General features: G+C 64.4%; 16 protein-coding genes and 1 rRNA gene. 5 read left to right on the forward strand and 12 right to left on the reverse strand.

What is annotated here, in order from left to right:
• Positions 1–19 precede the first annotated feature (19 nt).
• Both M3I54_RS02190 and M3I54_RS02195 read right to left on the reverse strand, forming a co-directional pair.
• Positions 20–616, reverse strand: coding sequence for an alpha-ketoglutarate-dependent dioxygenase AlkB (locus M3I54_RS02190; RefSeq protein ID WP_254332658.1), 597 nt, complete (start codon positions 614–616; stop codon positions 20–22).
• A 115-nt stretch (positions 617–731) separates the two neighbouring features.
• Complete coding sequence (locus tag M3I54_RS02195; protein ID WP_254332659.1) at positions 732–1,067, reverse strand: hypothetical protein; 336 nt, start codon at positions 1,065–1,067, stop codon at positions 732–734.
• A gap of 445 nt (positions 1,068–1,512) precedes the next feature.
• On the opposite strand from M3I54_RS02195, the gene M3I54_RS02200 reads away from it, so the two are divergent.
• Positions 1,513–2,670, forward strand: a complete 1,158-nt coding sequence (locus M3I54_RS02200; protein WP_254332660.1) for a metallophosphoesterase — start codon at positions 1,513–1,515, stop codon at positions 2,668–2,670.
• 105 nt (positions 2,671–2,775) lie between these two features.
• Positions 2,776–3,867, forward strand: coding sequence for an AI-2E family transporter (locus M3I54_RS02205; protein ID WP_254332661.1), 1,092 nt, complete (start codon positions 2,776–2,778; stop codon positions 3,865–3,867).
• A gap of 19 nt (positions 3,868–3,886) precedes the next feature.
• Here M3I54_RS02205 and M3I54_RS02210 read toward each other — a convergent pair whose 3' ends face one another.
• From M3I54_RS02210 to M3I54_RS02235, 6 genes are all read right to left on the reverse strand, one after another.
• Positions 3,887–5,326: a heavy metal sensor histidine kinase gene (locus tag M3I54_RS02210; RefSeq protein WP_254332662.1), complete on the reverse strand. Its 1,440-nt coding sequence runs from the start codon at positions 5,324–5,326 to the stop codon at positions 3,887–3,889.
• Complete coding sequence (locus M3I54_RS02215) at positions 5,323–6,012, reverse strand: heavy metal response regulator transcription factor (RefSeq protein WP_042265081.1); 690 nt, start codon at positions 6,010–6,012, stop codon at positions 5,323–5,325. The genes M3I54_RS02210 and M3I54_RS02215 overlap by 4 nt, the downstream gene beginning before the upstream one ends.
• Positions 6,013–6,151: 139 nt before the next feature.
• Complete coding sequence (locus M3I54_RS02220; protein ID WP_254332708.1) at positions 6,152–7,657, reverse strand: efflux transporter outer membrane subunit; 1,506 nt, start codon at positions 7,655–7,657, stop codon at positions 6,152–6,154.
• 2 nt (positions 7,658–7,659) lie between these two features.
• Positions 7,660–8,907, reverse strand: coding sequence for an efflux RND transporter periplasmic adaptor subunit (locus tag M3I54_RS02225; protein ID WP_254332663.1), 1,248 nt, complete (start codon positions 8,905–8,907; stop codon positions 7,660–7,662).
• A gap of 18 nt (positions 8,908–8,925) precedes the next feature.
• Entirely contained in the window at positions 8,926–12,135 is a 3,210-nt protein-coding gene (locus M3I54_RS02230) for an efflux RND transporter permease subunit (RefSeq protein ID WP_254332664.1), read from the reverse strand.
• Positions 12,136–12,388: 253 nt separating this feature from the next.
• On the reverse strand, positions 12,389–13,426 hold the full coding sequence (locus M3I54_RS02235) for a LysR family transcriptional regulator (protein WP_254332666.1): 1,038 nt from the start codon (positions 13,424–13,426) through the stop codon (positions 12,389–12,391).
• A 229-nt stretch (positions 13,427–13,655) separates the two neighbouring features.
• On the opposite strand from M3I54_RS02235, the gene M3I54_RS02240 reads away from it, so the two are divergent.
• Together M3I54_RS02240 and M3I54_RS02245 are read left to right on the forward strand one after the other, a co-directional pair.
• Positions 13,656–14,363, forward strand: a complete 708-nt coding sequence (locus M3I54_RS02240; protein WP_254332668.1) for an MgtC/SapB family protein — start codon at positions 13,656–13,658, stop codon at positions 14,361–14,363.
• A 186-nt stretch (positions 14,364–14,549) separates the two neighbouring features.
• The gene (locus M3I54_RS02245) at positions 14,550–14,801 is read left to right on the forward strand and encodes a GlsB/YeaQ/YmgE family stress response membrane protein (protein ID WP_042265070.1); all 252 of its coding nucleotides are present in this window, start codon (positions 14,550–14,552) and stop codon (positions 14,799–14,801) included.
• A 104-nt stretch (positions 14,802–14,905) separates the two neighbouring features.
• On the opposite strand, the gene M3I54_RS02250 is transcribed toward M3I54_RS02245, so the two are convergent.
• The 3 genes from M3I54_RS02250 to M3I54_RS02260 all read right to left on the reverse strand — a co-directional run bounded on the left by M3I54_RS02250 (position 14,906) and on the right by M3I54_RS02260 (position 19,199).
• The gene (locus tag M3I54_RS02250; RefSeq protein WP_254332670.1) at positions 14,906–16,432 is read right to left on the reverse strand and encodes an acetyl-CoA hydrolase/transferase family protein; all 1,527 of its coding nucleotides are present in this window, start codon (positions 16,430–16,432) and stop codon (positions 14,906–14,908) included.
• A 196-nt stretch (positions 16,433–16,628) separates the two neighbouring features.
• Positions 16,629–16,850: a hypothetical protein gene (locus M3I54_RS02255; protein ID WP_254332672.1), complete on the reverse strand. Its 222-nt coding sequence runs from the start codon at positions 16,848–16,850 to the stop codon at positions 16,629–16,631.
• Between the two features lie 129 nt (positions 16,851–16,979).
• Complete coding sequence (locus tag M3I54_RS02260; RefSeq protein WP_254332673.1) at positions 16,980–19,199, reverse strand: FUSC family protein; 2,220 nt, start codon at positions 19,197–19,199, stop codon at positions 16,980–16,982.
• A gap of 167 nt (positions 19,200–19,366) precedes the next feature.
• On the opposite strand from M3I54_RS02260, the gene M3I54_RS02265 reads away from it, so the two are divergent.
• Positions 19,367–20,380 (forward strand): LysR family transcriptional regulator, encoded by a 1,014-nt coding sequence (locus M3I54_RS02265; RefSeq protein ID WP_254332674.1) that lies wholly within the window; start codon positions 19,367–19,369, stop codon positions 20,378–20,380.
• Between the two features lie 166 nt (positions 20,381–20,546).
• Here M3I54_RS02265 and rrf read toward each other — a convergent pair.
• A 5S ribosomal RNA gene (gene rrf, locus M3I54_RS02270) occupies positions 20,547–20,651 on the reverse strand; the annotation flags it as partial.

Here is a 20,651-nt window from a genome sequence, read left to right on the forward strand (position 1 = left end):
TTTGCAGCGATCTCGGCACTTATTTCCGCAAACCCGCCGTTATCACACGAAACGTGAGGTTGACGCGCTCGCCGCTCGCGGCAGGCTCCTTCGGCACGCGATGCCGCCATTGCGCTTGGGTCTTTCCCTGCATCACGAGCAGGCTGCCGCTCGTCAGCCGGAAAGAACGCACCACGCCCGTCGCGTTGTGGCGCAAGTCGAAGCGCCGCGTCGCGCCAAGGCTCAGCGAGGCAATCACCGGCTCGGGGCCGAGTTCGGGTTCGTGGTCCGCGTGCCAGCCCATGCTGTCCGTGCCGGTGCGGTAACGGTTGAGCAGCACGCTGTTGAAGCGCACGCCGCAAAGCGCCGATATGGCGTCGCGCAGTTCGCCTACCTGGCTAGTCCACGGCTGCGGGATGTTTCGGATGCCTGAATAGACGTACACCGCGCCTTCGTCGCCCTGCCAGGCCGTGAGGCGCGGCTGGTCCACCCAGCCGCCGGGCGTGCGAATGCGTTCCTGACGCCAGTCGGCCTCGGCGATGATGCGCGCGAGCGCCTCGGCGGCCGCCTCTGGCGTGAGCCATGACGGATGCCAGGCCACGTCGGGGGCAGGCGTATCGTCGAAAAGATCGAACATCGGGCGTGCTTCAATCGAGCGGGAAAACACGTAGTTTCGCATGGCGCGGACCCGGCCGCCGCGCGCCCTCGCTTCCCGCAGGATAGCGAATCAACAGAAACTTTAAACCAACGAATCAGGTAAGCAGCGCGATGTAGAACACCGCCGCGCCGATGAGCGCGCCGATGAAGCAGAAGCCTTCGGCGGGTTCGTCGGTGGTGCGGGATCGCAGCCAGGCGCCCAGCACGCCGAACATGCCCGCGATACCGAGCGCGACGAACACCATCACGACATCGAATAACGCGCTTCGGCCAATTTCGAGAATATCGATGCGCTTGACCGCGATATACAGCGCGATGGCCATGATCGAGAGCCCGACCATCGGCAGCATGACATGGCTGCCCTCGCGCCCGACGTGACGACCATGCAGACCCTCATGCAGCCCATGTGCGACCGGCCGGATACCTTTCATGATCCGTCTCCCCAGAGCGCCCGGAACCGCGCGGGCCTCATTTTCAGCATAGTCCATCGCAGGAGCCGATTCAATGGACGTTTAATAGAGTGTGCCCGGCCCCACGAGAACATAATGCGACGAGTGAGATCGCGCTGGCAATCCAGGGAAATGCCGCACTGCCACACGCGCAGGCGATAAAGCGTCAAGGCGCATGCATACACGCATGCATGTATGTTGATGCGTTCTTCGGAAACCCTTTCATGACGCATTGCAGCATGCGCGGCCGGAAACGGCCGCCACCTACCGGCACGAAGTCTGCAGCGCCGGTAAAATGCAACATAGCCTGCCTGTTCTGCCCCGTCCGCCGGGTTTTCGACCGGGCCTCGATGGTTGGGCTTTGCTGCAGTGCGCCATGCCCGGCACACCAGTCCGCGTCGGTCCGCTCCCATCCGTTTGCGCCGCCATGCCCCGACTTTCGTTTCTGGTCCGCTTCATCGCCATCGGCGTGCTGCTGCATGCTTATGTCGGCTTTCGCCTGATTCCCGACCTGCCCGTGGCCGCCGCCGGCAAATGGCTCGCCGTGCTGTGGCTCGTGCTCTCGGTGCTGCTCATTCCGCCCGGCATGCTCGCGCGGCGCTTCAAGCGCCAGCCGCTCGGCGACCGCCTCGCCTGGATCGGCATGCTCGCCATGGGCTTCTTCTCGTCGCTGCTCATGCTGACGATCGCGCGCGACATCGTGCTCGCCTCGGCCATGACCGTCGAGGCCCTGTGGCCCCACGCCATCGATCTCGCCGGCTGGCGCACCGTAAGCGCCGCCGCGGTGATCGCGCTTGCGTTCCTCTCCTCCGGGTTCGGCTTCTTCAACGCGCGGCGGCGCGCGCGCGTGCGCAACGTCGAGGTGCCGATTCGCGGCCTCCCCGCCGCGCTCGAGGGCTTCACCATCGTGCAATTGAGCGACATCCACGTCGGGCCGACGATCAAGCACGGCTACGTCGACGCCATCGTGCGCGCCGTGAACCAGCTCGACGCCGACGTGGTCGCCATTACGGGCGACGTGGTGGACGGCAGCGTGGCGCATCTCGCCGACCACACCGCGCCGCTCGGCAAGCTCAACGCGCATCACGGCGTGTATCTCGTGACCGGCAACCACGAGTACTACTCGGGCGCGGACGCCTGGATTGCCGAATTCCGCCGCATCGGCCTCACGGTACTGATGAACCAGCATGTGGTGATCGAGCACGGCGGCGCGCGGCTCGTGCTGGCCGGCGTGACCGACTACACGGGCGGCCAGTTCGATCCCGCGCACCGCAGCGATCCGGCCGAAGCGCTGCGCGGCGCGCCCGCCGACGTCGACACGCGCGTCCTGCTCGCGCACCAGCCGCGCACGGCCCACGCCGCCGTCGACGCGGGCTTCACGCTGCAACTCTCCGGCCACACGCACGGCGGCCAGATTTTCCCGTGGAATTTTCTCGTGCGGCTGCAGCAGCCGTTCACGGCGGGCCTCGAAAAGCTCGGCAGCCTGTGGGTCTACACGAGCCGCGGCACCGGCTACTGGGGGCCGCCCAAGCGCCTTGGCGCACCTTCGGAAATCACGCGCGTGCGGCTCGTGGGCGCACAGTGAACCACTGGGCGCGCGCTGCGCCCGATGGCCCGCTCGGCCTTGCCGGTATCATCGGACGTTGCCGCCGTTCGTCCGCCCGGCAGCTTTAACCGGAATTCATCGCACATGGAAGGCAACAAGCACCTTCACCAGACATCGTTCTATTTGCTGCTGTTCACGGTGTCCATCGCGCTTTGCTTCATCCTCGCGCCGTTCTTCAGCACGGTGCTCTGGGGCGCCATACTCGCATTGATCTTCCAGCCCGTGCAGCGCCGCCTCGTCGCGCGGCTCGGGCGGCGGCGCAATGTCGCCGCGCTCATTACGCTCACCATCTGCCTCGTCATCGTGATCTTTCCGCTCACGCTAGTGACGGCCACGCTCGTGCAGCAGGTCGCCTCGGCGTATCAGCAGGTGCGCAGCGGCAGCCTCGACTTCGGCGCGTACTTCACGCAGATCGTCCATGCCATGCCCGAGTCGATTCAGAACCTGCTTGCGGGCTACAACCTCATGGATCTGCCGGGGCTGCAGCAGCGCCTTTCTGCGGGCGCCGCGCAGATCAGCCAGTTCGTCGCCACGCGTGCGCTCTCCTTCGGGCAGAACACGCTGCAATTTCTGGTGAGCTTCGGCGTGATGCTCTATCTGTTCTTCTTTCTCGTGCGCGACGGCCGCGAAATTTCCCGGCTCGTGCGCGACGCCATTCCGCTCGACGAGCAGCACAAGCTGCATCTCATGCGCAAGTTCACGACGGTGATCCGCGCGACGGTGAAGGGCAACGTCGCGGTGGCGGTCGTGCAGGGCGGCCTGGGCGGTATCGCGCTCTGGGTGCTCGGCATTCAGGGCGCGCTGCTGTGGGGCTTCGTGATGATGCTGCTTTCGCTGTTGCCCGCCGTGGGCGCGGCGCTCGTGTGGGGGCCCATTGCGATCTACTTCCTCTCCACAGGCGCGGTGGCGAAGGGGGTCGGGCTGATCATCTTCGGCTCCGTCGTGATCGGCACCGTGGACAACGTGCTGCGCCCCTTGCTCGTGGGCAAGGACACGCGCCTGCCCGATTGGGTCGTGCTGATCTCGACGCTCGGCGGCATTTCGCTCATGGGCATCAACGGCTTCGTGATCGGGCCGCTCGTCGCTGCGCTTTTCATCAGTTGCTGGGACTTGCTGCGCAAGGACCAGCACAACATCGAAAACGAAAGCACGCCCGTGGAAGACGAGCCCGTGTAAGCGCAGCTTCAGGCCAGCATCAGGGTGAGACGTGCAGCGGCAAGCCGGCGCGGCCCTGACGTGAGATACCGGCAACGGGCGCTTCGGGCGCGCCAGCGCCGTCCACGGCCACCGAAAACCCGAACGTGTTGACGCCGTCTGCACTGCGCACGAACACCGTGCCGCCGTGCATTTCCGCCACGGCCTTGACGATCGAAAGCCCGAGCCCGTGATTTTCGTGGCTGTTCGAACGCGCCTCCTGAATGCGGTAGAAGCGGTCGAAAATATGCTCGCGTGTGACCGGGTCGAGCGGCTCGCCGGGATTCGAAACGGCGATCTCGACGTGACCGTTCTGCGGCGCGACCGTGGCGCGCAGCGTCGTGCCGGGCTGCGAATGCTGGATCGCGTTGACGAACAGATTGCTCACGGCGCGGCCGATCAGCGACGTATTCACCCATGCGCGCGCGTCGCCTTGCACTTCCACGCGCAGTTGCGCCTCTTCCAGCGGCATTTCCAGAAAATCGAGCATGCGTTCGATCTCCGCGCGCAAGGACACTTCCGTGAGGTCCGTCGCGCGTTCGCCGCGATCGCTGCGCGAGAGGAACAACATGTCGTTCACGATCACGCGCAATCGTTCGAATTCCTCAAGATTCGATTGCAGCGTCTGTTGCAGCTGCTCGACCGAACGGTCGCGCGTGAGCGCCACCTGGGTCTGGCCGATCAGGATGCTCACCGGTGTGCGCAGCTCATGCGCCACATCGGCGTTGAACGATTCGAGGCGCTCGTAGGCCTTGTCGAGACGTTCGAGCGCGCCATTGAACGACGTGGCGAGCTCGTGCAACTCCTCGGGCAGTTCGTCCGAATGCAGACGCTGGCGTCGGTTCGACGGGCTCAACTGAGAGGCCTCGCGCGAGAGGCGCGTGAGCGGCGCAAGTCCGAAGCGCGTTACCGCGCGGCTCAGCAGCGCGACCGCGATGGTGGACAGCGCGATCAGCACGCCGAGCGCAATGCCAAAGCGCCGCAGCATGCCTTCGGTGCGCACGCAGTCGCTGCCGACCACGAGTTTCACCTGGGGCCGGTCACCGCTCGCGGGCACGATAAAGGTCGTCGTGATGATGTCGTAGCTGCAACCCGGCGGGCGCACGAGCACGTGATTCGGGCCCACGTCACCGGTGATCTTGCCGACGATGGGCGTACCGAAGCGAAAGCGCGGATCAGGGCCTTCGACGTAGTAATGCATGCGGCTATCCGCGGGCGAGAGGTCGCGCAGCTTTTCCTGCACGAAGGCCCACTTCTGCACGTCCGGTGCGTGCGAAATGATCAGGCTCGCAATGCGCGCGCGCGTGTCGAGCGTTTCGCGCAGCTCGTTGAAAAGCTGACGCTGCATCAGGAAGAAGAGGCCCGCGCCCGTGAGCGTGAATACGATGAGCGACACCGCTGCGAACATCGCCGAGAGCCGCAGCGAGATCGAGCGTTTCATGACGTCTGGCCTCCTTCCTCGCGCACTTCGAGCACGTAGCCCATGCCGCGTATGGTGTGCAGCAGTTTCGCCGCGTGCGGGCCGTCGAGCTTGGCGCGCAGGCGCTTGATCGCCGTTTCCACCACGTTCGCATTGCTTTCGAAATTCACGTCCCAGACCAGTTCGGTGATGAGCGTCTTGGAGAGAATCTCGCCGCGCCGCCGCGCGAGCACCGAAAGCAACTGGAATTCCTTCGCCGTGAGATCGAGGCGCACACCGTCGCGCGTCGCGCGGCGGCTGATGAGATCCACCTGCAGATCGCCCACCGAAATCAGCGTGGATTCCTGCGTGCGTGCGCGCCGCGTGAGCGCGCGCAGCCGCTCGACGAGTTCGAGGAACGAGAACGGCTTCGTGAGATAGTCGTCGGCGCCGTCGCGCAGGCCGTGAACGCGGTCGTCCACACGGTCGCGCGCCGTCAGCATGATGACCGGCGTGTCCTTCTTCGTGCGCACGGCGCGCAGCACGCCGAAGCCGTCGAGCTTCGGCAGCATGACGTCGAGCACGATCACGTCGAAGTCGTATTCCGTGGCCATCCACGCGCCTTCCTCGCCGTCCATGGCGACGTCCACGACCCAGCCCTGCTCCGTGAGTCCGCTACGCAAGTAGTCCACGACCTTGCGCTCGTCTTCGATTACCAATACTTTCATGCCCGCCCTCCTCTTTGCGCGCTGCCCTGGCGGTTCCGGCCGACGCGGCACGTGAGCGCCGTTGCGCGCTTTTATAGACCCTGGTGCCGGGCTCGCTCAAGCCCTCTTGTATGCCCCGCTTTCAGCCCTTGCATGCGAATCAACTTCTGCCCTCGGCCTTCGGCACTTCGCGGCAGGTGCCCGCGCTGCATGCCATCTCGCGATCGTCCGCGCTCCAGCCGCCGCCCAGTGCCTTCGCGAGAAAGACCACCGTGGCGACCTGCTGGCCGTGAATCTGCACTTCCTGGCGCTCGCTGGCAAGCAACTGTTGCTCCGCGTTGAGCACGTCGATGAACGCCACGAGGCCGCCCTGATAGCGGTCGTTGGCGAGATCGAAGGACTTGCGTGCGTCGTCCACGGCCGACTGGCCATCGGTCGATGCGCGTTCCAGCACCGAAAGACCCGTTACCGCATTTTGCACCTCCTGGAACGCGGTGAGCACGGTCTGACGATAAGACGCCTGCGTCGACTCGTAGCCGGCCTGCGCGAAATCCACGCCCGCCGCGCGCTTGCCGCCGTCGAACAGCACCTCGCTGGCCGTCGCGCCCACCGACCACATGAGGCTCGGCACGGAAAAAAGGCCGCCAAAGCGCGTCGATTCCCAGCCAAAAGTGGGCGAAAGCGTGATGTCCGGAAAGTACGCGGAGCGCGCCACGCCGATCTGCGCATTGGCCGCGGCCATCGCGCGCTCGGCTGAGGCCACGTCGGGCCGCCGCTGCAGCAACTCGCTCGGCAGCCCGGTGGGAAGCGCCGGCACCGGCAGCGGCGTGACCTTCTGCGCAATCGTGAATTCGGGCGCGGGCTTGCCGACCAGCACGGCAATGGCGTTCTGCTCCTGCTGCCGCTGGTTTTCGAGCAGATGCACCTGGGTTTGCGTCGCCGCTAGCTGGGCTTTTTGCTGCAGCAGTTCCAGACCGGAAACCGCGCCGAGATCGTGCTGCGCGGTCACGAAATCGAGCGCCTTTTGCTGCAGTTGCGCTGAGCGGTTCACCACGTCGATCTCGCTGTCGAGTTCGCGCATGGCGAAATAGTCGGTGGCGAGTTCGGCGGTGAGCACGAGGCGCGCGTTGGCGAGATCGTCGCCGGCCTGCTGCGTCGACGCCTGCGCCGACTCCACCATGCGCCGGATGCGCCCGAACAGATCCAGCTCGTAGCTCACGGTCGCGCCGACCGCGACCTGGTTCTGCACGGTCGAGGTGTTGGGCGTCGCGTAGTTCGTGAGCGGCCGGTTCGCGGAAATGCGCTCGCGCGCGAGGCCCGCATCGAGCCCGACCTGCGGGCTTTGCTGCGACGACACCGAAGCAAGCGTCGCGCGTGCCTGCGCATAGTGCGCGGCGGCCACGCGCAGCGTCTGGTTCTCGGCGAGCGCCGCGGTTTCCAGACCGTCGAGTTCGACGTTGTCGAAAGCCTTCCACCACTGCGGATCGAGCGGCGCATGCGAAGGCTGCGCCGCGTGCCAGTATGAATCGGCGGAATCGACGCGCCAGGCCACGGGGCTTTGCGTTTGCGGCGCGTGATAGTCAGGGCCCACGGTGCAAGCCGCGAGACCGAGCGCGCCTAGCGCCGTGACGTAGGCGAACGGCCGTTGCAGCGTGTTTTGCCGCATCGTCACGTCGCGCTCCGCTTGGCGGCTTCGCGCGCCGCTTCGGTCTTGTTCGGCGCGACCACGACAACGCTGTCGCCATCCGCGATCGAGTCGCTCGGGTTGAGCACGACGCGATCGGTCGGCTCCAGCCCGCGGCTGATTTCGAGCGTCTGCCCGAGGTCCTGCGCGATTTCCACCGCCTTGAGCTTGACTTTGCCATCCGCATCGACGACGGCAAGGCGCGGGCCCTCCGCGCGGAACAGCAGCGTGTTGCCGGGCACCGTGAGCAAGCCCTTCGCGTCGGTCTGCAAGGCGGCCTGCACGTATGCGCCGGGCAGCAGCTTGCCGTCGTGATTGGGCAGCGAGATTTCGGCCTCCAGCGTGCGCGTGGCCACGTTGATGGCCTGAGCCGTGCGCGTGACGGTGCCGTCGAACGTCACGCCCGGCAGTTCCTGCTCGGTCACGCTCACGTGCTGGCCGACCGCCACCTGCTGCGCGTAGGTCTGCGGCACGTCGAGGTAGAGGCGCAGCGGGTCGGACTGCGCGATCGAAAAGAGCGCATGACCCGCTCCGCCGTTGCCCGCGTTCACGAGATCGCCGATATCGACGTTGCGCTGCGTGATGATGCCCGTGATCGGCGCGACGATGCGCTGGAACGACTTCATCTCCGTGAGGCGGCGCACGTTCGCATCGGCGGCGGCAAGATTCGCCTGGTCCGTGTTGAATGCGCCCTGGCGGTCGTCGAGTTCCTGCTGCGAGACCGCGTCGCGCTGGCGCAATTGCTGCGCGCGATCGAACGAGGTCTTCGCGAGCGCGAGCGTCGAGGCGGCCTGATCGCGCTGCGCCTGCGCCTGTGCGAGTTCCTGATCGATCTCGGGCGTATCGATCTCCGCGAGCAACTGCCCTTGTTGCACGTGCGTGCCGATATCGGCGTACCAGCGCCGCACGTAGCCGTTCGCGCGCGAGTAGATCGGCGCTTCGACAAAGCCGCGCAGCGTGCCCGGCAGCACGATGCGGCCGTCCGCGCCCGCGGCCACCGGTTGCACGACGCTCACGTACTGCTTCGCGTTCTGCTTCGTGACGTCGGCGAGATGGTGGGCGTTCATGAGGTTCGACACGATCGTGCGCGTGGTGCCCGCAGCCAGCAGCAGCGCGACCACGATCACCGCAAAGCGTGCACGCTTGCCCGCCTGGCCGCGCGCCGGCAGGTCCATGCCCTGCTCGCCGCCCACGGTGATGTCGAGAGATGAATGGTGGTGAGGTTCGTTCATGTCTTCGGCCATAGTGACTCAACGGGTATCGCCTCGTGTACCGCGGCGCTGCGCCGCGCGCTCGCGCTTCGCGGCGGCGCGGTGGGCGATCCGGGTATGCACGGTCGCAAACATCAGGGGTACGAACAATAGCGTGGAGACCGTAGCGAACAGCAAGCCGCCGATCACCGCGCGCCCGAGCGGCGCATTCTGCTCCGCGCCTTCGCCGAGGCCGAGCGCCATCGGCACCATGCCGATCATCATGGCGAACGCCGTCATCAGCACGGGGCGCATGCGGGTGGCGCCCGCTTCGAGCGCCGCGGCGAGCGGCGCCGCGCCAGCGGCAAGACGCTGCCGCGCGAACGAAACCACGAGAATACTGTTCGCGGTCGCGACGCCCACGGTCATGATCGCGCCGGTGAGCGCAGGCACGCTCAGGTGCGTGCCGGTGATGAACAGCATCCACGCAATGCCCGCGAGCGCGGCGGGCAGCGCGCTGATGATGATGAGCGGATCGGCCCACGACTGGAAGTTCACGACGATCAGCAAATACACGAGCACCACCGCCATCGCAATGCCAACGCCCAGACCCACGTACGACGAGCGCATCGTGCCGATCTGGCCGCGCATGGTGATCGTCGTGCCGCGCGGCGCATGCGCCTGCACATGCCTGATGATGTCGTTGATGTTCACGCCCACGGAGCCCAGATCGCTGCCCTCCACGCTCACGAGCAGGTCGATCACGGGACGGATGTTGTAGTGCGTGACGATGGCCGGCCCCTCGTGCGGCCTGAGCTGCACGAGGTTGCTCACGAGTTGCAGCGGCGCATTGGGGTTCGTGCTGCGCGCCGAAACGGGCGTGCCCATCACCTCGTTCATCGAGGTTTCGCGATACTGCGGCGTTTGCACCGTGAGCGGATATTCCACGCCGTTTTGCGGGCTCACCCAGAACGCAGGCGAGGTCTGCGTGCTGCCCGAGAGCGCGATCAGCACGTCCTGCGCAACGTTTTGCGGACTCAGGTTCAACTGCTGCATGCGCGTGCGATCCATGGCGAGCGTGAGCGCGGGCTCGTCGTTACGCTGCTCGATGTGCGCATCGACAGCGCCCGGCAGTTGCCGCACCTGCTTGAGCAGCGTGCTCGCCAGCGCCATGTCCTGGTTCAAATTCGCGCCCACTACCTGCACGTCGATCGCCGCGGGCTGACCGAAGTTGAGAATCTGCGTGATGATGTCCGCGGGCTGGAAGAAAAACTCGACGCCCGGAAAACGTTGCGGCAGCAACGTCCGCAGCTTGTCGATATAAATGCGCGAGGGATCGTGATCGGGCTTCAGCGCGATCTGGATTTCGCCGTCGAGCGTGCCCATCGTCCCCGCGTTGCTGTACGAAAGATTGATACCGCTATACGGAAGCCCGAGGTTGTCGACAATCGTTTCGAGTTGATCGGGCGGTACGACTTCGCGAACCACCTGCTCCACCTGGTCGGCAAGGCGTGCGGTTTCCTCGATGCGAAAGCCCGTTGGCGCACGCATATGCAAACGAATATTCCCCGCATCGACCGAGGGAAAGAAGTCGCGGCCAAGGAAGAACACGAGGACGAGCGAAAGCAGGCAAAACGCGAGGAAGGTGCCCCCGAAAAGCTTGCGACGCGAGAGCAGCAGGCTCAATAGCGCGATGTAATTGGCGCGCACGCGCTCGAACGCATGATTGAAGCGCCAGTGTATGCGCGCGAAGAGCGAGCCTTGAGCGCGCTGCGCATGCGCGGTGGGATCGTGGCCCTCGAAGAGCAGCATGGCGAGCGTCGGTACCAGCGTGCGCGAGAGGATGTACGACGCGATCATCGCGAACACCACGGCTTCCGCGAGCGGCACGAACAGAAAGCGCGCCACGCCGGTGAGGAAGAACATCGGCACGAACACGATACAGATACACAGCGTCGAGACGAGTGCGGGCACCGCGATCTCGCCCGCGCCTTCGAGAATGCCGTCGTGCAGTTTCGCGCCCAGATGCAGGTGTCGTTCGATGTTTTCGATTGTGACCGTGGCGTCGTCAACCAGTATGCCGACAGCGAGCGCGAGGCCGCCGAGCGTCATGATGTTGATGGTCTCGCCAAGCGCATAGAGGGCGATGATCGAGGACAGAATCGACAACGGAATCGACACCGCGATGATGAGCGTGCTGCGCCAGTTGCCGAGAAAGAGCAGGATCATCGCCGCCGTGAGCACGGCCGCAATGAGCGCTTCGCGCACCACGCCCTGCACTGCGGCGGAAACGAATACGGACTGGTCGAAGAGCGGCTTGACGACGAGATCGGCGGGCAGCGTGTCGCGCGCCTTCGGCAGCAGGTCCTTGAGCGCGCCTACCACCTGCAGCGTCGATGCGTCGCCGCTCTTGAGGATCGACATCAGCACGCCGCGCTGGCCGTCCTGGCGCACGACGTTGGTCTGCGGCGTGAAGCCGTCACGCACGTGCGCCACGTCGCCCAGATAGGTGGTCGCGCCGTTCACCGTCTGCACGGGAATGCGGTTTAGCCCGGCAAGCGTATCGGGCGATGCATTGGTGTCCACACGATATTCGGTTTGCCCGAGCTTGGCCGTGCCCGTCGGCAAAATGAGGTTCTGCGTGTTGACTGCATTGACGATATCGGCGGGCGTGAGGCCCTTTGAAATCAGCGCGCGCGTATCGAGATCCACGGAGATCACACGCGTCTTGCCGCCATACGGGTAAGGCACCTGCGCGCCGGGAATCGTAATGAGTTGCGGGCGCAGGAAGTTCATCGCGACGTCGGCGAGCGCCTGCTCGCTCATCGACTTGCTGGAAAGGCCGAGCTGGATCACCGGAATGCTCGAAGCCGAATAGCTGATGACGAGCGGTGGCGTAGCGCCGGGCGGCATCTGCTTCACCTGCGCCTGTTCCGATGCGACGGCCTGCGCGATCGCGGTTTGCAGGCTCGCGCCCGGCTGCAGGAACAGCTTGATGATGGCGATGCCGGGCAGCGACTGCGACTCGATGTGCTCGATATTGCTCACCGTGGTCGTGAGGCTGCGCTCGTTGACCGAGGTGATGCGATCGGCCATGTCCTTCGCGGAAAAGCCGTTGTACGACCAGATGATGCTGATGACCGGGATGTTGATGTTCGGCAGCACGTCGGTGGCCATCGACATGAGTACGAACGGCGTGGCCAGCACGATCAGGATGGCCATCACGATGAACGTGTACGGTCGCTTCAGCGCGAGATTGACAATCCACATGTCAGTGTTTCGGACAACTCAGGCGAGGGGTTGAGACGAGGACGCATTCATCCAGCGGGTGCCGCATCATAGGCAATGGCGGTGGCAGGTCGCTGGCGCCAATATGGCGAAATTGACAGGCAACGCGCGAGACGCGCGAAAGCGCGCGGGAACGCAGATAGACCGCCGCTGTAGCGTCGCGAAGCGCTTGAAATCCGCAGCCGCGAAACGCGCCGTAACAGACTCGCGCTTCGCGAATACTTCTTTAACTGCTTCAGTTCACAAGACGCAGGCGCTCCAGGTCGTGCGTGTTGTGACTGCGACCGCTACGCGCACGCGTACCTCGAGGGCCCGCGTGTGCATCCACCTCGCGAAGCGGCTCGTCGCATGTGGCGAGCGCGGCCTCCTGCTCGGCAAGGACGAACGGCACCTTCTCACGCAGAAACTCGACGAAGGTGCGGATCTTCGCGTCCAGATAGCGGCGCGAAGCGTACAGCGCGTAGATGTTGAGCTTTTGCAGGGTGTGCGTGGGCAGCACGCGCACCAGCGTGCCGTCGGCGAGACCGGGCAGCGCCACCGGCACCGGCAGCGGGCCGATGCCCATGCCTTCGCGTATGGCGAGCGCAAGCGCTTCGGGATTGTTCACCTGGAACGGCGTCACGCCCGTATGCCGGAAGGTCTCGCCAAGAGGCCCCTCGGAAACCCATTGGCCAGCGGGCAGGCTCGCATCGGTCAAATGCAGACAGGTATGCGCCTCGAGGTCGTCGAACGATCGCGGCTCGCCGCGCATGCGCAAATACGCAGGCGATGCGCAAAGAATCGCAGCGGTGCTGCCCAGATGCTGGGAGATCAGCGCGGAGTCCTCGAGTTCGGCGGCCACCACGACCGCCACGTCGAAGCCCTCCTCGATGATGTCGGGCATCTGCTGCGCGATGGTGAGATCGACCGAGACCTCCGGCAAATGCTGCTGATAACGCGCGATGAGCGGCATGACATAGTGCTGCCCGAAACTCGTGCCGCCGTACACGCGCAGTTTGCCTGCGGGATTCGCCTGCGCAGCGGCAGCTTCGGCCTCAGCCTGCTCGATGTCGGCGAGAATGCGCTTGCAGCTCTGAAAGTAGCGCTCGCCCGCTTCGGTCAGCGACATGCGCCGCGTGGTCCGGTTCAGAAGCCGCGTGCGCAGCCGCGACTCCAGGTCGGTGACCGCCCGCGAGACCTGCGCGGTCGTCATCGTTTCGCTCGCCGCAGCGCGCGTGAAGCTGCCGGACTCCACCACTCGCACGAAGACCCGCATATTGCGCAGCGTATCCATCAGAAACTCCCGTTCATTCGGCCTGCCTTCCCATTTCCATACGAATGAAACCAGTTTCGCCCACGAGCCGTGGCCTGATCCTGACTCGAACATGACAGCGCGGACAGCTTGGCGCAAAGCCCCGTCCCGCGTATGATCCACGAGCCGCCGGGGCGTACTGCAATACCCCGCGACGCCTTGCGCGAGAGCCGCATGACATGCGGCCGCCCCGCGCTTTCATGACAAAACGATGACTCTCGAATTCGCCCTGCGCCTTCTCGCGGCGTTCGCCTGCGGCGTCGCCATCGGCCTCGAACGCCAGATTCGCCAACGCACGGCCGGTCTGCGCACGATCACGCTCGTGGCAAGCGGCGCATGTTTGTTCGTCACGCTCGGCGTGCTGACCGGCAATGGCTCGACCGGCGTGACACAAATCGCGGCCTATGTCGTCTCTGGCGTGGGCTTTCTGGGCGGCGGCGTCATCATGCGCGAGAAGGGCTCGATTCAGGGCATCAATACCGCGGCGACGCTATGGTGCTCGGCGGCCGTAGGCGTGCTGTGCGGAGCGGGCCATTACGGCCCGGCGGTGGCCGGCACCGCCGTCGTGCTGCTCACGAATACCGTGCTGCGCGAGGTAAGCCGCATCATCAACGCGTCGCCCGTTTCGAATGCGGATCTCGTGCGCGCTTACGTGCTTATGGTGGTTTGCCGCGAAGAGGACGAAATCCATATCCGCACGTTGCTTTCGAATTCTTTGTACTCCACGCCGCTTTCATTTCAAAGCCTCACGAGCGAGGACCTGGCCGGCGATCCGCCGCGCCTGCGCGTGACGGCAACGATGCGCCTGCATCCGAAGTACCAGCCGAAGCTGGAACTCATGGCGAGCCGCCTGAGCATGGAGAAAGGCGTCTCCAGTGTGAGCTGGACCGCCGCGGAACCCGAAATCGCGCCCGAATGAGGCTTGCATACTGCATCGGCCGGCATTCCTTACGAATGCATTTCTAATTCATTGCGCTTTTTAAAACTATCGGCGGCGGTTTTCAAGAACTGTCAATTCTGGCCGCGTTTCATGGACGCCTATTCGCCCTTGGACTAAGCTCCATTCACCGTGATTCTTTCACGCCAACAAGGGGAGTCTATTCATATGCAACACGGCATCATTGCCTGGCTCATCATCGGCGCAATCGCAGGCTGGCTCGCTGGCGTTCTCGTCAAAGGCGGCGGCTTCGGATTGTTCGTCGATATCATCGTCGGCATTGTCGGCGCGTTCATCGGCGGTTGGCTTGCCGGTGTGCTCGGCATTCATATCGGCGCCGGCATCATCAGCTCGATCATCACCGCCATTGTCGGCGCGGTCATTCTGCTCTTCATCATCCGCCTGGTTAGACGAGCGTAGCGACCTCGCGGTATCAATGAAAAACGGGAGCACCGTTGCCGGTGCTCCCGTTTTGTTTTGTGTGCCTCTGAATCGCGAGTGCCTTGGGCCTTGGGCCTTGAGCCTTATGCATTCGCGACGAGTCCGCCCGTCGCTTCGGGCAGCATCGAACCCGTTTGATTGAAGCGCAGATGCATTTCATACGCGCGCGCGAGATCGTGCGGCGTCTGGCCGCCGATCTTGAGTGCGTCGCGATAGTAGTCGCGCAGCAGGTCGCGATAGAGCGGATGCGCGCAACGCTCGATCACGAGGTTCGCACGTTCGCGCGGCGCGAGTCCGCGCAGATCGGCCAGGCCCTGCTCGGTGACGATTACGTCCACGTCGTGCTCGTTGTGATCGACGTGCGGCACCATCGGCACGATGCTGGAAATGCGGCCGTCCTTCGCAATCGCCTTGGTCGCGAAGATCGCGCACGACGCATTGCGCGCGAAATCGCCCGAGCCGCCAATGCCGTTCATCATGTGCGTGCCGCCCACGTGCGTGGAATTCACGTTCCCGTAGATGTCGCATTCGAGCGCGGTGTTCAGCGCAATCAAGCCGAGGCGGCGAATTACTTCGGGATGGTTGCTCACTTCCTGCGGACGCAGCACGAGCTTGTCGCGATAGCGGTCGAGTTCAGCGAGCACCTGAGCCTGGCGTTGCGCGGAGAGCGTCATCGAGGCGCCCGAGGCGAATACCATCTTGCCGGAATCGATCAGATCGAACGTCGAGTCCTGCAATACTTCGGAGTACATCGTAAGCGCTTCGAACGGTGAATCCACGAAACCCGAAAGCACCGCGTTCGCGATCGTGCCGATGCCGGCCTGCAGCGGCGGCAGTTGCGCGCTCATGCGGCCGTGCTTCACTTCGTGCTGCAGGAATTCGATGAGGTGGCCGGCAATGCGTGCGGTTTCTTCATCGGCGGGCAGCACGGTCGAGGGGCTGTCCGCCTCGTTCGTGATGACGATGGCGGCGATCTTCTCCGGCGGAATCTCGATGGCGGTCGTACCCACGCGGTCCTGCGGGCGTACGATCGGCAGCGGATCGCGATGCGGGCGGCGGCCGGGAATCCACACGTCGTGCAGGCCTTCGAGCGCAAGCGGCTGTGCGAGATTGATCTCGACGATCACCTTCTCCGCGAGAATCGCGAAGCTCGCCGAATTGCCGACCGACGTGGTGGGCACGATCGCACCGGTTTCCGTGATTGCGGCGGCTTCGATGATCGCGAGATCGAGTTTGCCGAGCAGGTTCGCGCGCAACATCTCCACGGTTTCCGAAAGATGCTGGTCGACGAACATCACTTCGCCACGGTTGATCGCCTTGCGCAGCGTCGCGTCCACCTGGAACGGCAGACGGCGCTCGAGCACGCCCGCTTCGGTCAGCATGCGATCGACGTCGTGGCCGAGCGAGGCGCCCGTCATCAGCGTAATGCGCAACGGCTCCTTCTCTTCGCGCGCACGGCGCGCCAGTTCGATTGGCACGGCCTTCGTGTCGCCCGCGCGCGTAAAGCCGCTCGCGCCAACGCGCATGCCGTTGCGCACGAGTTGGGCCGCCTCGGCAGCCGAAGTGATTTTCCCGCGCAAGGCGGCACAACGAATACGGTCTTCGTACATCAAAGTCTCCACAAACTCTCTGATCGCCTCGTGCCTATTTTCAGGTCTTGCATCGGCGGTCGTGCACTGCGAGTTTCACAAAACACCATTGCAGTGTTTTGTGCAGCCACAATGCGCAAAGCCGCGGCGCCCATTTGAAGGCGTCGCGGCACAAGATTTCAGCGTGCGCCTGCACATGGCTGGCGTGCTCTCGATCTCAGCTACCGAAATAAATATTGCAGAAGCTGACCGGGCCGACGCATTCATCCTTCTTTGCCGGCTTTACGATTTCGCGGTGGGCGGGCGCTTGCGCTGCTTGCGGGGCAGCGGACTGCGCGACCTGCTGAGGGACGCCCGCTGCCGGTGCTTCGTTCTGTGCATAAGCAGCGGCGGCGGCAAACAGCGAACAGGCAACAACAGCGATCTTCAGGGACTTCATTTTACTCTCCAGTGCTAACGGGTACTGCGAAGCAGTGATGTGACTATATGACTCAGGGTTGAATTGATTAAGGAGGCGGGGTGGAAGGCATATTTCCAGACTGCAGCAAGATCGCGCGGGCCTGCTTTTTCATTGTGTTTTCAGCGATCTCCGCGGCCCACGCGTGCGGCGTGCGCGGCGCGCCAGCGGCCCGAGCGGCGCATCGCGGTCGAGCAGCGCGCTACGGATGAAGTGCAGATGACTCAACAGCCGCTGCACCTCGTGCCGCCTTTCTCTCTCGTGATGCACAGTGGCGAGCGCCTCCTGGGCGATCCAGGTCGCGGCGCGCACGGCGTTGAGCGCTTGGTCGAGCGCGATCCCGTCCGGGCTCTCGAAAAGTTGCGCGATGTCCTCCTGTACGCGCGCGAGAACCGCAGGCCAGCGCGCGTCATGAAGATCGAGCCAGGCTGCCGCGTGCGCCTCGTTGCGCAGATCGACCACGGCGTGCCCGACTTCTAGCGTCACGAGCATCCAGCGCAGCGCGCGCCGGTGCGCCTGGCGGCGCCCGTTCAGCAAGAGCCTCAACTGGTGCATCAGATCGTGCGTACCGGACTGGAAGCGCTGCCCGAGGCCATCCAGTTCCCCATGACAAGCCAGCACGACCTGGCCGCGCAACGACACGCACATGCGCTCGACGAGCCAGTTCATGTGCGGCGGAAACACCACCGCGAAAGCGAGCGAAGCGACCAGCATCGCGGCAACGACGGCGATGCCGTTGTTGATCAGCAGGTCCGGCGTGTAGGCGATCACGTTGTCCGGACCAGCCAGCAGGCAGAAGAACACCGAGAAGCCGACGCCATAGCCCGCTATGCGCGCGCGTGTGGCGAGAAAAGCGCCGATGGCGAGCACCGGAACGAGTGTCGCGCAGAGCAGCGGAAAGCCATCGACATTGGGATAGACGTAGCAGGTGAAGAGATAGCCCGTCACGGCGGCAAAGCCCGCGCCGACCGCCATCTGCACGGCCATGCGCGACGCGTTCGGCGCCGACGAGGTTAGCGCGCACGTGAGCGCGGCAGCGATCATCGCGAGGCCGCCACTCGGCCAGTCGGTCTCGACCCAGAACCAGCCCAGCGCCACCACCACCACGGCGGTGCGCACGAAGGTGAATGCCACCACGTACCAGCTCGTGCGCGGAACGTAGCGCGCGGCGCGCGGCTCCTGCGCAGGCCGCGCCTCCATGAGCGATGCCCACGTGCGGCTGTAGCGCACGATCTCGGTCGTGAAGCGATAGATGAGTTCGGCCGACGTGTCGAAGTCGGGCAGCGCATCGGGTAGCGCATGTTCGAGCGGCCGCCGCGTCTCGCGCACATGACGGGGCAGCGTGCGCTGGAAGGCTTCGAGCCCGTCGGCAAGCCGGCGCGCATAGGCGCGATCGCTTTCGTTGCGGCTCGGCCGTTGTGCGAGCAGCGCTGCAAGCTCGCCGAAGTATGGAGCGAGCGGTGCGATCGCGGCGTCGCTCCAATGCAGTCTTTTGAGCAACTGGCGCAACGCGTGCAGCCGCGCGCAGGCATCCATGAATTCGGAATTCAGGCGCGAAAGTAGGCCGCTGCGCGAGCGCATCGTCGGATCTTCGAAAAATGAGAAAGCGCGCGTGGCCTCGAAGCCGACGACATCGTCGACGAGACTCGCAAATCGCCCTTCGAATGCGCCCCTTTCGAGCCGCCCGGCCAACACTGCCGAAGCGAACGCAGTAAAATTGCGATAGCGTGAGTGCAAGGTGCGATCGAGCAGCGAGCCCGACTGCCGGGGCACGATCACCGCGCTGACCATGCCCGAGCAGAGAATGCCCACGGCCACTTCGGCGCCGCGGCCAAGTGCGGCGAGAAAGAGACCGTTGGGCTGCATCACGAGCGGAATGCCGATCAGCGCTGCCGTATAGCCGGCGAGCACGAAACCGTACCAGCGAAAATGGCGATTCCTCATGGCGGCTGCCGTACACGCGGCCACCCACCCCGTCATCCCGAGTATGTAGAGCTCGGGCTGCTGGACGAATACGGCGCCCAGCACCACCGCCGCGACCATTCCCACCGCAGTGCCGACGATGCGATAAAAACTCTTGGCGAACACCATGCCCGAGAGCGGCTGCATCAGGACGAACACCGTCGTCATCGCGATGCGCGGCTGCGGCAGGTCCAGCAGCATGGAGATGCCCATGGCGAGCAAGCCGGCCGCGACCGTTTTCAGCAGATGAATCCAGATCGCGCCGTCGCTGGCCTGCCAGTCGCGCAGCGCCCGTCTGGCGGCGCGCCATATGATTTCCGCGCGCCGACGCGAGTCGAACGCTCGATGTATCGCAGGCTGGCGGCTCATGACAAACGCTCGGGCTGTTTCGAAGACAGTGGCCGATTGTAGGAGCGTCATTGCGCCGCATTAATGGGACGCGCGGGGAACCTCTGTTCCAGATCGCTCAACAATGACGCGCCCCGTCAGGCGGACAATATGGTTTCGGTAACGAACAAGAAGGTCAAGAAGGTCTGATGGATACGTTACAAAACATGCGGGTGTTCATTCGCGTCGTGGAAGCGGGCAGCTTCACGGCTGCGGCTCAGTCGCTGGATTCAACCACCGGCGCGATGTCGCGCGCGGTGTCAGAACTCGAAGCGCATTTGCGCACGCGTCTGCTCAACCGCTCGACACGCCGGCTTGCGCTCACGCCCGCCGGCGAGCGGTATCTCAAGCGCTGCTCGCAGATTCTCGCGGACGTCGATAGCGCGGAAGAAGAAGCGAGCTGCGCACACGAACGCCCAGCAGGGGCGCTGCGCATGCACAGCTTCGCGAGTATTGGTCAGCAGTACGTGCTGCCGGCGATTTCGCGCTATCGCGCGCTGCATCCCGAAGTCACCGTCGAGCTGACGCTCTCGCAACGCATGCCGGATCTCTTCGAGGGCAGCAGCGACGTCTCGGTGGTCACGGCGTCATCGCTGCCGAATTCCGATCTCGTTTCGCACCAGCTTGGTTCGACGTACAGCATCCTGTGCGCGTCGCCTGGGTATGTGCATACGCACGGTGCGCCGCGCACACCCGCCGACCTCTCGCATCACGACTGTCTGATTCTCAAATCGCCGGCGTTCCCGGCGCATGAGTGGACGCTCGAGGGGCCCGAGGGCAGCGTCGAGATGCAAGTGGACGGACCGGTGCAGGTGAATATTGCGGAATCGCTCGCGGTTGCAATACGCGAGGGGATGGGGATTGGGATGCTGCCGGTCTACGCGGCAATTGAAGGACTGCGTAACGGGACGCTCGTGCGCGTGCTGCCGCAGCACAAGCTGCAAAAGACGAACGTGTACGCGCTCTATCCGTCGCGCAAGTTCGTCGACGCGAAAACGAAGACGTGGGTGGAATTCTTGCGCGCGCATCTTCCGCAAGTCATCGAGCGCGACCTGGCGCTGCTTGAAGAACTGACTCAAGAGCAGCTTGCGGACGTCACAGAAGTTGTTGCTTCGGCGAAGGACGCTGCGGTCGCAGCAGCTGCGCAGAAGGCGACGCAGTAAGCCTGCGCTTGCGGAAGCGGGTTAACGCAAAAAGCCGTCCAGAGGACGGCTTTTCTGTTTCCTGCATTGCGTGTCGCGTTCTGCCTTTTATTTCCCACGCGCCCAAACGCCAGAACCCCGGCTCTCTTTCGGAGACACCGGGGTTCTGGACGTTACAGCATAAGGAGCCTGACGATTACCTACTTTCACACGGGCAATCCGCACTATCATCGGCGTGGAGCTGTTTCACGGTCCTGTTCGGGATGGGAAGGGGTGGGACCAGCTCGCTATG

It is taken from the genome of Paraburkholderia sp. CNPSo 3274 (assembly GCF_024206475.1).
GTDB lineage: Bacteria > Pseudomonadota > Gammaproteobacteria > Burkholderiales > Burkholderiaceae > Paraburkholderia.